Source organism: Nonomuraea sp. NPDC052129, assembly GCF_040680095.1.
GTDB lineage: Bacteria > Actinomycetota > Actinomycetes > Streptosporangiales > Streptosporangiaceae > Nonomuraea.
In genome coordinates, this window is the sequence record NZ_JBFAVX010000050.1 from 1 (window position 1) to 13,702 (window position 13,702).

The following is a 13,702-nucleotide window of genomic DNA, read 5'->3' on the forward strand; positions in this document are numbered from 1 at the left end:
GCTCCAATTCGATCAGCCGAACGTGTCCTGGGAGCTCGACGGCAACCAGTCCCAGGCCCGCGCCGCGCGAGCGGCCCTCCTCGAACAACTGACCCAACCACACCACTTCGTAGCCGGCGCCCACCTCGACTCACCCGGCATCGCCCGCGTAACCCCCTCCGGCGACGGTTACGCGCTGGAATACCTCGCACCACCGATCGGCTGATCGAGCCTGTCGGCTCCGGGCCGCGCTCGCGATGGAAGCCGGTCGACTCGGGGTCGTCCTCGATCAGGCGGCGCAACAGGGTGATGACTTGCGTGATGTCGTTCAGCGCATCGCCTTCACGGCCGTAGTAGAAGCTCACCATCGCGGCCCGCAGACGGAGGCTGCATGCGAGGCCGATTCGATCGGCTTTCGAATCGGCCTCCTCGACCAGCTCGCGATAGCGTCCGACGGCCTCGTCCACGGCCTCCAGCGCGTCCGACGGCTGCGGAACCTTCTCGAGGTAGGTGGCCTGCCAGGAGAGCGCACTGGCGAGCTCATTGCGGAACGACCGCGAGCCGGACTCGACCAGGGCACGGAAGACGCCGACGATCTCGGCCAGAACGTCCGCGGCCTCCTCGTCCTCGTCGCGCAGCGGGTGAAAGCGGGCCTGCTTGTACAGGGCGAGCCCCGTCACATGATCTTCGAAAGAGAAACACGGCATCGGAATGAATGGTTCCGGCGCGTTGGATGGCCACCGCCAAATGGACCTGCCCTGAGGTCGATCTCGTCGTACGGTGAGCACGAGCACGACGGTGGGCGCTCCTGCGCGGCGCGTGCCAGCCGGCCGGCAGGCCAAGGGGCCAGAGCGTGACGGGCCCGAGAAGCGCCGGGACACCGGCGGTTCATGATCGGACGCACTTTCCTCTGCAGGATCAGGCGCCCGCTACGTGGCCGCGCGGTGAGGTACCGACGCATCTTTGACGTGGGAGTTGCTTCGGCGTACTCAGTGCTGAACGCGCACGGGTAGATCGGACGGCATGAGCAGACACACACCATGGGACAAGGAAGCCGACCCGAGCGGCGGCACGACAGGCCCTGGAGGAGTTCGAAGCCCGCCAGACCGCCGCTGACGCGGCCGACCGCGCCCCTGCCGCAGAGGTCACCGGGCAGGCATTGTCCGCTGCCTGAGGTACCAGGCGCTGGACAACGGTGGCCGACCAGCAGTTGGTCCTCCTGGCATTGTGCCGGGGGCGTTCGGTGGATGATGATGCCGCTGTGAACGCGCGACGGACGGTGATCGTGGTGACGGCCGCTGTGGTGGTCGTCGTGGCGGTGGTGCTGGCGGTGCTGCGGTGGGACGACGCCAACAAGCTGGCGAGCGCGCTGTCAGCCCTGGCAGGGCTGGCAGCGGTCGGGGTCGGGGTGTGGGCGGCGCTGCCGGGCTCCGCCCAGGGGCGGATCCGGGCGTCCCGTACCGGCAAGGCGGTGGCCGGTCGCGGCGGCTGGGCCAACACGGGCGTGTCGATCAAAGGCGCCCCGTCAATCAAAAGCACTGCGGCCGGTGATGTGCGGGCCGATCACACGGGCGACGCGGACGCCTCCGGTGGCGACGCCAACACCGGCGTCCGCCTGGACTGAAGCAGGTGGACGAATCGAAGCTGTCGGCGATCCGGACTGGTCAAGCCTATGCGGCTCCCGGGGGCATCGCCGTCAGCGGCATCGTGACCGGGACGCTGCGGCTTCCGGCGCGTTCGGCCTATCGGTACCAGGTGGAGCAGATCTTCCAGTGGGAGCTGGTCGGGCGGCAGGAGGAGCTGGCGGAGCTGGCGCGCTTCTGCACGTCCCACGACGGCCCGGCCTACGTGTGGTGGCAGGGTCCGGCCTGGGCGGGCAAGTCCGCGCTGATGGCGTGGTTCGTGCTGCATCCGCCGCCGGGCGTGCGACTGGTGTCGTTCTTCGTCACCGCCCGCTACCACAGCCAGAGCGACGGGAACGCGTTCCAGCACGTGGTGCTGGAGCAGTTGGCCGAGGTGGCCGGGCAGCCGATGCCGGACCTGCTGACCGAGTCCACGCGGCAGGCGCACCTCGCGCGGCTGCTGGCCGAGGCCGGGCAGGCCTGCGCCGGGGCGGGGGAGCGGCTGGTGCTGGTGGTGGACGGCCTGGACGAGGACCGCGGCGTCACCGCGGGCCCGCACGCGCACAGCATCGCCGCGCTGCTGCCCGAACGCCCCCCGGAGGGTATGAGGGTGATCGTCGCAGGGCGGCCCGACCCGCCCGTCCCCGCCGACGTGCCCCGCCGCCATCCGCTGCGCGATCCGGCGATCGTGCGGAGGGTGAGCGTCTCGCCGCACGCGCAGATCATCCGCGCCGACGCCGAACGTGAGCTGGAGGCGCTCCTGGACAGCGGCGGCCCCGAGCACCACCTGCTGGGGCTGGTGGCGAGCGCGGGCGGCGGGCTGAGCAGCGCCGACCTTGCCGAGCTGACGGAGCTGCCGGAACGCGTGGTGGTCCGCCATCTCCGGGCGGTGTCGGGCCGTACGTTCCGCAGCCGCGGATCGCCGGAGGCGAAGGTGTACGTGCTCGCGCACGAGGAGCTGCACGAGGCCGCGATCGAGAGCCTCGGCGAGGCCGAGGTGGCCGCCTACCGCGAGCGGCTGCACGCCTGGGCGGATGCCTACCGGCGGCACGGCTGGCCCGGCGGCACGCCCGATTATCTGTTACGCGGCTACGCCGGGCTCCTGTACGCCCTCCGCGACGCCTCCCGCCTGGTCGACTGCGCGACCGACCCGGCGAGGCTGGAGCGGCTGTTCGACGTCGCCGGCGGCGACGCGGCGGCCTTCACCGAGCTGGGCCTGGCCCAGGAGCTGATCGGCGAGCAGGAGTCGCCGGATCTGGCCGCGATGCTGGACGTGGTCGCCGCCCGGGCCTCGCTCATGCGACGCAGCGAGAACATCCCGGCCGGGCTCCCGGCGGCCTGGGCGCGGCTGGGCAACCCGGATCGCGCGGAGTCGTTGTACCACTCGCTCGTCGACTCCAGGTTGAGCAAGTCGCTCGTCGACGGCAGTCCGAACAGGAACAGCCTTCTCGAGGCGTCGGCGGACCTGGTGGAGGTGCTGGTCGGCGAGGGTGATCTGGAGCGCGCCGACACGCTGGTACGTCCCGCTCCGCACGCCCCGCTGGAGACCCTGACCGGCCTGACCGGCGCCTGGCTGGGCCGCGGGCGGCCGGACCGGGCCGAGAAGCTGGCGCGCGCCCTGGCCACGGACGTGCCCGGCCTGCTGCCCGCCCTGGTGGAGCAGCTCGCTGACGCGGGCGACGTGGACGGCGCGGAGCGGCTCCTGGAGACGGTCGATCGCGGGCTTCGGCTGAACCCGCTGCTCGCCCTGATCCGGGCCAGGGCCGCCGCGGGCGAGCCGGAACGTGCTCGCCTGCTGGCCCGGCGGGCGGAGAAGGCGGCCGACCTGGATTCCGGGGTTCCGGAGCACATCGTGGCGGTGCGGGCGCAGACGCTGACCACTTTGGCCAAGGCCCTGGTCGCGGCGGGCGAGCCGGACCGGGCCCGGTGCCTGGCCGACGAGGTCGAGCGGACGGCCCTCGCACTCCCGCTGGCGTCGAAGGTCCTGTTGCTGATCGCGGTCGCGACGGTCTGGGCCGCCGTGAACGAGCCGGACCGGGCCCAACAGGCGATGGATCGAGCCGAGGCCACGGCACACGCCCAGACACGCGTACCCATTGACGTGCCCTTGATCGTGGAGCACGCACTGGCGTTCGTGGAGGCGGAGGAGCCGGAGCGGGCCCGGCCGCTGGTGCACGAGGCGGAACGAGAGCTCGGGAGCTCGGCCCAGCACTACCCGGGGCAGTATCTGGCCGTGGTCCAAGGGCTGGCGGGCCTGCGGGAATGGGAGCGCGCCGAGGCCCTGGCCCGTTCGCTGGATGATCCCGACGACCGCGACGAGGGGCTGTTCCTGCTGGCGGCGGCCTGCGCCGGGGCCGCTGAGCCGGAGCTGTCCGCCCGCTACGCCGCCGACGTCACCGACGCCGCCCGGCAGGAGGCGCTGCGGTCCCAGCTCGTGGAAGCCCTGGCCGAGGCCGGCGACATGGCGGCGGCCGAGCACGTCGCCTGGTCGCTCGAAACCGCCGCCGCCCGGGTGCTGATGGTGTTCTGGCTGGCGTGGGTGGGGGCCGAGTTCGACCCAGAAGGGGCCCGCGAGGCGGCGGACGACGCCGAGAGCGCGGCCGAGGCCGTCACCGAGCCGTACTCCAGGGCATTGGTGCAGGCGCAGCGCGCCCAAGCGTGGGCCGACCTCGGCGAGCGCGACCGCGCCGCGCACGCGGTGGGGGAGGCGGAGCGGCTGGCCGCCACGCTCACCGACCCCGGCGAGCGGGCGGAGGTGCTCGCCGACCTGGCCGAGACGCTGGTCCGGACAGGCGATCCGGTACGAGGTGAGGAGATCGCCGCCGCGATCGAGGACGATCACCTGCGCGCGATCGCGTTCGCCCGCCTGGTGGAGATCGGCGGGGGCCGGACCCCCGCCTCGGCCGACCGGTCGGAGTCCGCGGCCCGTTCCATCACCGGCCCGGACGACCGGGTGGAGTGGCTGATCCGGATGGCCGAGATCTGGACGGCGGCCGGCGATCGCGGGCAGGGCGACGACTACGCGGAACGGGCGGAGAACGCCATCGACGCGCTCCCTGACGTCAATGCCCAGGCCAAGGCGCTGGCCGACCTGGCCGCCATCAGGGCCCGCCTGGGCCAGGCGGAGGAGGCGCGCCGGGTGGCCGAGCGGGCCGAGGCCGTCACCGCCACGGACGAGGGGCTGGGTTTCGGGTGGTGGCCGCTGTCCTCGGCGGTGAGAGCCTGGCTGGCGGCCGGTGACCCGGACCGGGCGCAGGCCGTGACCGCGGCCATGACGGACAGCATCGCCTGGACGTCCGTCCAACCGGACGGAATCAGATGGGCGGACCCGCGCACGCTGCTGATCACGGAACTGCTGGCGCTCGGCCTGCTCGACCGTGCCGAGGCAGTCCTGCCCGATCCGTCCACCGGCCTGGCGGACAGGGCCCTGATCGTCGAGCTCGTCCGGGCCCGGCTGGCCGCCGGTGACCTGGACCGGGCCGAGGACCTTCTGCGATGGCTGGCCGGGAAGGCCACGGGTACCGGGACGATCGCAGAGAAGGCGCTGAACGGGCTCGCCGCGGGCGCGTACGCGATGGCGGTCGCCGAGGTGGCGCGGGCCAGGACCGCCGCCGGTGACGCCGAGGGCGCGCGGCGGCTGGCCGAGGAGGTCGACGCCGTCGTCTCCTCGCGCCACGCGGCGGGCGATCCGTCCTCGCCGGCGGTGAACGGGGCGGTGGCGCTATGGGTGGCCGCGGGCGATCCGGAACGCGGCCGGCGGCTGGCGCGGCTCGTGGAGTCGTCCATGGAGGAGCTCGACGCCGAGCACCGGCGGGCGGAGACGCTCCTCCGGCTCACGCTCGCGCTGGCCCGCGCGGACGCCTTCGAGCAGGCGGAGAAGGTCACGCGGACACTCCCCGGACCGTTGTGGCTAGGCAAGGCGTTGCTCCCGATCGCGCTGCGCCGAGCCGAACAAGGCGACCTGGCGGCGGCGCGCCGCCTGGCCGACGAGGGGGAGGAGCTGATCGCCGGGCGCCGCGCGCACGACGACTTGTCACCGGTGCTGACGCTGGCGGGGACCCTCGCCGTCATGGGCGAGGCGGACCGGGCATGGGCGGTCGCGCGCAGCCTGGCCCATCCGTTCGAACGGATGGAGGCGGCCGGCGAAGTGACGCTACGGCTCACGAACCGGGACGACCTCCAGCGCGCGCGAGCCCACATCGACGACCTGGCCGGCGACTTCCACCAGTTGATTCTCGCGGTGCTGGCGCAGGCGCAGGCCGAAGCCGGCGACCTCACCGCCGCCGCTGCCCTCGTCGACACCCTGACCGACCCGTACGCGAAGGCGATGGCGTCGTGCGCCCTGGCCCTGGCCCGGCAACGGGCGGGCCAGCCGAAGCGGGCGCGTCGCCTGGCGGCTGCGGCCGAGGCCCTTGCCCCGGCGATCGTGGAATGGGCGGACAGAGGCCTGGTTCTGCGGCAGGCGCAGGCCGTATGGATCGCCGTGGGCGACCTGGAGCGGGCCGAGGCCGTCGCGACGTCCGTCGCCGAGCCGTTCTCGCGCCTGTGCGCGCTGGTGGAGCTGGCCGAGGCCCACGTCGGCGCGGGTGACGCGGATGGCGCGCGCCGGCACGCCCGGCAGGCCGAGACGCTGCTCGGCGCGGTCGACGGGCTCAGGGCTCCGATCGCGCCGGGCTGGGTCGTGCGGGGCTGGGCAGTGGTCGGCGACCTGGAGCGGGCCGAGGCCGTGGCTGGCTCGATCGACGACGGTGACCACCGCGCCGCCGCGCTCGCCCTGATCGCCAGGCACGCCGACCCGCCGTACGCTCGCCGCCTGATCATGATGGCGCTGGCCTGCGCGCGGGACCACCGCAGGATGCTGTCCGACGTCGCCACGACGGACCTCGCCGCCCTGAGCCTCGACCGCCCCGACCGGCTCGCCCGCTGGGGCCTGCAGCCAAGCTGACCGTTCGACCGCTGGTCGAGCGTGCACCGGCTGGATGCCGCCCGCCTGTACCGGCTGGCCCGTGAGGACATCCCCAAGACCACGCAAGGCGATGGACGCCACCGCGCAGATCCGCTGGCTGCGCGCCGTCGAGGACTGGCCCCGCCCGAGCCCCCTACGGCCTTTCCCGCCGTGCGACCGCGGGCATCAGGGTGAAGGCGAACACCACGCACACGACGCCCGTCGCGGCGCAGGCCCACCACAGCATCCCGGCCTGGAACAGTACGGCGCCGACGGCCGGTCCGGCGAAGCGGGCGATGGCGGTGGTCCAGCCGTACAGGGCCTGGTAGGTGCCGTGGGCGCCGTCCGGGGTGAGGTCGGCGATCAGCGCCGCCTCGAAGCCCGCCATGCCGATCTCGCCGATCGACCACAGCACCACCGTGACCACGTAGTGCCAGGGCTGGCTGGCCATGCCGGTCAGGGCCAGGCCGAGGCCGACCACGGTCATGGAGACGCCGAGGACCGGCAGCCGGGGCAGGCGCGACAGCCAGGTGATGAACAGCGGCTGGAAGATCACGACGATCGCGCCGTTGACGGTGATGAGCAGCCCGTACAGCGACGCCGGGAGTCCGTCGGCGGCCAGGGCCAGGGGCAGCGCGTACGAGGCCTGTGCGTACAGGATCAGGCCGAGCAGAAGGAAGACCAGCGCGGCCAGCAGCACCCGGTCGCGGGCCGCGATCGCGTAGCCGTTGCGCGCGGGTCTGGCGGCGGCCTTGTCGTGGCCACGAGGGATGCCGATGGCCACGATCACGGCGAAGGCGACGCTGGTGGTCACGTCCAGGATGACCAGGAGCCAGAAGCCGTGGGCGAGCAGGAGCCCGGCGACGGCGCCGGCCGCGGCGGTGCCCACGTTGACCGCCCAGTGCATGAGCCCGAAGGCCTTCGCCCGCAGCTGCGGCGGTGTGGTCTCGGCGACCAGCGCCGAGGCGGCGGGCCGGTAGACGTCGCCCGCCAGCCCCATGGCCAGGGCCGCGGTCATCAGCCAGGCCAGGCTGCCGGCGGCCGCGATGAGGATCAGGCAGGCCGCGGTGGCGAGCAGTCCGCCGATGAGGGTGACGCGGCGGCCGAACCGGTCGGCCAGGTAGCCGCCCAGCGGCTGCCCGCCCAGGCCGCCCAGCCCGTACGCGGAGATGACGGCGGCGATCTGCGCGGCCGCGTACCCCCGCCCCGTCAAGTAGAACACGAGGAACGGCAGCACGACCCCGCCGAACCTGTTGACCAGCTGGCCGGAGAACAGCAGCCAGAACACCTTGGGCAGCCCCTGGAACACGGGGGTGGGGGCGGGAGCCGTGATCGTCATGAGTGCATGGTGCGGGCGGCCCTCGGTGCGGGGCGACACATTCGGCGTGCGCCGAATCAGTCGTCCAGCAGGGCCTGGGCGCGCGGGGTACGGACGTAGAGCATGGCCCGGCCCACGCGGTGCTTGGTGACCAGGCCCGCGGACAGCAGCAGAGTGAGCTGCTCGGAGACGTTGGCGGGGGACAGGCCGGTGCGCCGGGACAGGTCCGTGGTGGAGGCGGGAGCGTCGAGCTCGGCCAGCAGCAGCGCGCGGGAGCGGCCGATGACGGCCGCCAGGGCGTCGGGGGCGGGCGCGGTGCCGCGTTCCCACAACGTGGCGACGGCGCGTACGGGATAGGTGATGACCGCCTGGCCGGGGGAGTCGGTGCGGTACAGCAGTCTGGGCCAGACGAAGACGGACGGGGCCAGGAGCAGGCCCTCACCGTTCAGCGTCCGGGACAGCTCCTTCGGGCGGTCGTCCAGGTAGAGGGTGCGATCTTCCCAGCGGATGGCCGCGTGCATGTCCGCGAACACGCCGGCGGGACCGCGTTCGGCGTACTGCCGGGCGCGGTAGAGCAGGTCGCCTTCGAGGAGGTTGCGCATGCGCGGCCAGTGCGGTGCCATGGCGAGCTGCCAGAAGGCTTCGATGGCGTGCGCCAGCCGTTCCAGGCCTGGAGCCGGATCCTGGTACAGCTCCATGGCGCAGCCGGTCAGCGAGCCGGGGATCTCGGCGGCCATGCGGTCGAGGTCCGTGCGGATGATCTCGTGCGGGCTGGCGCGCAGGACCGCCAGTTCGCCGGCCAGGTCCGGGGTCGGGCTGGTGGGGACGGGACACAGGAAGTCGGGGATGTAACCGGCGCCGGTGATGAGGTCGAGCAGCGGGGCCAGATCGCCGCCGATCAGGGGGCCTACCTGCTTGAACCACGGCAGATGCAGGGGCCGCCCCGCGGGGGTGCGCAGCGCTTGGATGCCGGCGGAGACCTCCCTGAGCGGGGAGTACGCGAACCTGATGGAGGTCAGGTCGTAGGCGGAGAACGCCACCGTGAGCATGCCAGGGACCCCTTGGATTCGGCTACGGCCGAAGGTATCGCAGGAGTCCGGCGCAGCGCCTCCGGTCTTGACGCGCGCTCTTTGTTAACGGTTAACTGACCACCGTTAACAGTGAACGGAAGGTTTCGGAGTGCTCACGTCGAAGAGGCCCACAACGCGCGCCCACCTGCGGGGCGCGCGTGACCGGATGGGGCACGCGGTCCTGGCGATGATCGAAACCGAAGCGGTGCCGACCGTCGCAGTCCTGCCCGGGAAAATCGCCATCGGCCGGACGGAGGGGACCGCCTCATGAGCGGCGTCAGCACCGATACGCGCCCGGTCACCCAAGCGCCGCGAACGGACGGCGGTGGACGGCGCGGGCCGGCGGCGCCGTCGCGGAAGCTGCTGTGGTTCGCGCTGCCCGCGCTCGCCTGCTACGGGTTCGCCGTCGTGGTGCCGACCCTGCGCGGCGGGGCGCTCGCCTTCACCGACTGGGACGGGCTCTCCCCGGACTACAACTTTGTCGGCTTCGACAACTTCGCGCGCATCTTCTCCTCGGACAGTTCGCTCGAAGCGCTGACCATGACGCTCATCTTCGCGTTCGCGATCACGGTGCTGCAGAACGGCGTCGGGCTGCTGCTCGCGGTCGGTCTGCACACGGGCCTGAAGACGCGCAACGTGCTGCGCGTGGTCTTCTTCGCCCCGGTCGTGATCACGCCGGTCGTGGTCGCGTACCTGTGGAAGTTCATGCTCACGCCCGACGGCGCGGTCAACGGCCTGCTGGAGGCGGTCGGGCTGGGCGCGCTGCGGCAGAGCTGGCTCGGCGACCCGACGTGGGCGGCGGTGTCGGTGGTCATGATCGTGGTGTGGCAGCACGCCGGCTACTCGATGGTGATCTACCTGGCGGGCCTGCAGTCGATCTCGCCTGAGGTGATCGAGGCGGCGGCGGTGGACGGCGCGGGCGCGTGGCGCCGCTTCTGGTCGGTGACCTGGCCGCTGCTGGCCACCGCGACCACGATCAACGTGATGCTGACCCTGATCGGCGGATTCAAGATGTTCACCGAGGTGTACGTGCTCACGGGCGGCGGACCGGGTGGGGCGACGGAGACGCTCTCCACGCTGCTCTACAAGTCGGCCTTCCAGTTCGACCAGTTCGGGTACGGCATCGCGCTCGCCCTCGTGCTGGCCGTCATCGTCGCGGTGTTCTCGGTCGCGCAGTACCGGTTGTCCAACCGGCAGGCGGTGAGCTGATGTTCCGCTACACCAAGGGCGTGTTCGCGCGCGAGGTCGTCATGCTCCTGGCCGCCCTCGTGTTCGTGTTGCCGGTCTACATCCTGGTCAACCTGTCCCTGCGGCCGGCCGGCGACGCCTCCTCGCCGCTGCGGCCGGTGACGGCACCGACCTTCGACAACTACCTCGCCGCCTGGGAGCAGGCGGGCCTGGCGGGCGCGCTGGTCAACAGCGCGATCGTGACGGGCGTCAGCGTGGTGCTGATCGTGGTCATCTCCTCGATGGCGGCCTACCCGCTGGCGCGGATCACCTCGAAACTGTCGTCCACGGTCTTCTGGCTGGTGCTGGCCGGCATGCTGATCCCGTTCCAGGTGGCGCTCATCCCGCTCTACCAGACCATGCGCGACGTCGGGCTGCTCGGCTCGCTGTGGGCGCTGGTGATCCTCTATGCCGGCATGCAGGTGCCGTTCTCGATCTTCCTCTACACCGGGTTCCTGCGCGCGATCCCGAGGGAGTACGAGGAGGCGGCCTCGATCGACGGCGCGGGCGCGCTGCGTACCTTCCGCAGCGTCATCTTCCCGCTGCTGCGCCCGGTCACCGGCACCGTCGTCATCCTGAACGCGATCACCGTGTGGAACGACTTCCTGGTCCCGCTGCTGTATCTGAGCGGGACGCCGCAGCAGACGGTGACGGTCGCGCTGTACGCCTTCGTCGGGCAGTACGTGTCGAACTGGCCGATCGTGTTCGCCGGCCTGGTGATCAGCATCCTGCCGGTGCTGGTCGTCTACTTCCTGCTGCAACGCAGGATCATCAGCGGTTTCGCGGGAGGGCTGAAGGGATGACCGGGTTGCGACCTTACGAGCTGCGGACCGGCGGGCAGCACGAGCCTCTGGGCGTCGTCGCCGCGCCCTCGTTCTCCTGGCGGCTGGAGTCGGACCGGCGTGGCGCGCGCCAGCGCTCCTACCGTGTCCGGGTGCGGCACCTGCCGGCGACCGGCGGCGCGGTGCTGGTGTGGGACTCCGGCGTGGTGGAGTCGGACAGCACTGTCGGCGCCCGCTACGGCGGCGGGCCGCTGGTGACGTCGTCGGCCTACGAATGGGAGGTCGAGGTCGAGGACGAGACGGGCGCGCGGGCGGTGGCGCGGGCCCGGTTCGGCACCGGGGTGGTGCACGCGGGGGAGTGGCGGGCCGCGTGGATCGGCCGCAACCCGATCTACCGCCAGGTGGCCTCGCCGCCACAGGACACCGACATCAGCTACACGGTGAACAAGCTGCAGCCGGTGCGCCGCTTCGTCCACGGCTTCGACCTGACCGAGGTGCCGGCGTCGGCCCGGGTGCACGCGTCGGCGAAGGGCGTGTACCGGCTCTACGTCAACGGCCGGCGGGTCGGGCGGGACGAGCTGGTGCCGGGCTGGACCGAGTACCGGGAGCGGATCACGTACCAGACCTGGGATGTGACCGCCCTGCTGCGGCCCGGCCGCAACACGGTCGCGGCGCTGCTGGGCGACGGCTGGTACGTGGGCTTCATCGGCACTGACCGGCGCCACCAGGCTCAGCACTACGGCACCGAGCCCGCGCTGCTGGTGCAGCTTGACGTGGACGGGGCGGACGGGTCGCGCCGGTCGATCGTCAGCGGCGAGGGGTGGAAGGAGTCGCCGAGCGACATCCTCTACGCCGACCTGCTGATGGGCCAGTACGAGGACTCGCGCCGCGCCGAACCGGGCTGGGAGCTGCCGGGGCACGACACCTCGGCCTGGTCGGCGGCGGTGGTGACCTCCCGCGACACCTCCACGCTGGTCCCGGAGGCCGACCCGGCGGTGCGGGTGACGGGCCGGGTGCCCGCGGTCGCGGTGACGCCGCGGGGCGGCGGGCGATTCGTGGTCGACTTCGGGCAGAACGTAGTCGGCCGCGTCGCCCTCACCCTGACGGGCCAGCCCGCCGGCACCCGGGTCCAGCTCACCCACGCCGAGGTGCTCGACGAGCACGGCGACCTCTACACGGCGAACCTGCGCACCGCCGAACCCGTCGACGTCTTCTGGACCGACGGCTCGCCGGCGCAGGTGTTCGAGCCCCGCTTCACCCTGCACGGCTTCCGCTACGCGGAGATCTCCGGCCTGACCGGGGACCTCGTCCCCGAGCAGGTCGAGGCGGTCGTGCTGCATAACGGCTTCGCGCTGACCGGCGCGTTCGAGAGCTCCAGCGCGGACCTGAACGCGCTGGCCTCGAACATCACCTGGAGCCTGCGGGGCAACTTCGTGTCGATCCCGACCGACTGCCCGCAGCGCGACGAGCGGCTCGGCTGGCTGGCCGACGCGCAGGTGTTCACGCCGACCGCGCTGCTGCTGGCCGACGTCGCCCCGCTGCTGCGCCGCTGGCTGCGGGACGTGCGCCTCGGCCAGTCCGCGGACGGCGCGTTCCCCGACCTCTCGCCCCGCCTCATCCATCTGCGGGAAGGCGCGCCGGCCTGGGGCGACGGCGGGGTGACGATCCCCTGGCACCTCTACCGCGCGACCGGCGACGCCGACGTGCTGCGGGAGTCCGTGGACGCGATGGTCGCCTGGGTACGGCACATCGAACGGCACAATCCCGGGCTGATCTGGCGCGAGCGTGTCGGCAACAACTACGGGGACTGGCTGCAGGTCGGCGCGGAGACCCCGAAGGACGTGCTGGCCACCGCCTACTTCGCGCACAGCGCCGAGCTGACCGCGCGCAGCCTCGCCGCGCTCGGGCGCGACGCCGAGGCGCGGGAACTGGCCGGCCTCGCCGAGCGCGTCCGCGCGGCCTACCGGGCGGAGTTCGTCGGCCCCGACGGCCGGGTGCACGGCGACACCCAGGGCGCCTACCTGCTCACCCTCGCCTTCGACCTGTGCGCGGCGGAGCAGCGCGATGCCGTCGCCGGGCGGCTCGTGGCGGCGATCGAACGCCGCGGCGTCTCCCTCACCTCGGGTTTCATCACGGTCGGGCTGCTGTGCCCGGTGCTGACCGCGATCGGCCGCTCGGATCTGGCGTACGCGCTGATCAACGACGACCGCTACCCGTCGTGGCTGTTCTCCGTGCGCAACGGGGCGACGACGATCTGGGAGCGCTGGGACGGCTGGACGCCGGAGGGCGGTTTCCAGTCACCGCGGATGAACAGCTTCAACCACTACTCCCTCGGCGCGGTCGGCGAGTGGTTGTTCACCGGCGTACTCGGCATCGGGCAGGCGCCCGGCTCGGCCGGGTACGCCGACATCCGGCTCGCGCCGCAGCTCCACACCTCCCTCGACTGGGCGCGCGGCGCGATCGACACCCCTCGCGGGCGCGTCGCCAGCTCCTGGCGCCGCGACGAGGCGGGGTGGTGCGAATGGTCGGTCCTGATACCGCCGGGAGCGGCCGCCGAGGCCGTGCTCCCGGCGCCCTCGGCGGCGACGATCACGGAAGCTGGCGAGGACGTCACCCGTTCGGAAGGGATCACCCTTCAGGCGGAGCGGCAGGGGTGCACCCGGCTGCGCTTGGCGTCGGGAAGCTACACCTTCCGCTTCCCGGCCGGAGCCGCGACGCCTGTTGTGACGCCGATCCACTGATTCCCTTCGACCCCCCTG

General features: G+C 72.5%; 8 protein-coding genes. 5 read left to right on the forward strand and 3 right to left on the reverse strand.

The annotated features are described in order from the left end of the window. Nucleotides 1–686: hypothetical protein (locus tag AB0L53_RS54990; protein WP_364013690.1), on the reverse strand; the 686-nt coding region annotated here is incomplete at its 3' end. Nucleotides 687–1,240: 554 nt separating this feature from the next. Between AB0L53_RS54990 and AB0L53_RS54995 the strand changes: the two genes are divergently transcribed. Both AB0L53_RS54995 and AB0L53_RS55000 read left to right on the forward strand, forming a co-directional pair. Beyond that, nucleotides 1,241–1,603: a hypothetical protein gene (locus AB0L53_RS54995; protein ID WP_364013693.1), complete on the forward strand. Its 363-nt coding sequence runs from the start codon at nt 1,241–1,243 to the stop codon at nt 1,601–1,603. 5 nt (nt 1,604–1,608) lie between these two features. After that, nucleotides 1,609–6,546, forward strand: a complete 4,938-nt coding sequence (locus AB0L53_RS55000; RefSeq protein ID WP_364013696.1) for a hypothetical protein — start codon at nt 1,609–1,611, stop codon at nt 6,544–6,546. Between the two features lie 154 nt (nt 6,547–6,700). Here the strand turns inward: AB0L53_RS55000 and AB0L53_RS55005 are convergent, their stop codons facing one another. Continuing rightward, nucleotides 6,701–7,885, reverse strand: coding sequence for an MFS transporter (locus AB0L53_RS55005; protein ID WP_364013699.1), 1,185 nt, complete (start codon nt 7,883–7,885; stop codon nt 6,701–6,703). A gap of 56 nt (nt 7,886–7,941) precedes the next feature. Next, entirely contained in the window at nt 7,942–8,913 is a 972-nt protein-coding gene (locus AB0L53_RS55010) for a DUF5937 family protein (RefSeq protein ID WP_364013702.1), read from the reverse strand. A 288-nt stretch (nt 8,914–9,201) separates the two neighbouring features. On the opposite strand from AB0L53_RS55010, the gene AB0L53_RS55015 reads away from it, so the two are divergent. From AB0L53_RS55015 to AB0L53_RS55025, 3 genes are read left to right on the forward strand one after another with little or no spacing between them, the layout of a single operon-like run. Next, entirely contained in the window at nt 9,202–10,143 is a 942-nt protein-coding gene (locus AB0L53_RS55015) for a sugar ABC transporter permease (protein WP_364013704.1), read from the forward strand. Continuing rightward, nucleotides 10,143–10,964 carry a carbohydrate ABC transporter permease gene (locus AB0L53_RS55020; RefSeq protein WP_364013707.1) on the forward strand — a complete coding sequence of 274 codons (822 nt, stop codon included), beginning with the start codon at nt 10,143–10,145 and terminating at the stop codon, nt 10,962–10,964. Before AB0L53_RS55015 ends, AB0L53_RS55020 begins: the two co-directional genes overlap by 1 nt. After that, on the forward strand, nt 10,961–13,684 hold the full coding sequence (locus tag AB0L53_RS55025; RefSeq protein ID WP_364013710.1) for a family 78 glycoside hydrolase catalytic domain: 2,724 nt from the start codon (nt 10,961–10,963) through the stop codon (nt 13,682–13,684). The genes AB0L53_RS55020 and AB0L53_RS55025 overlap by 4 nt, the downstream gene beginning before the upstream one ends. Nucleotides 13,685–13,702 lie beyond the last annotated feature (18 nt).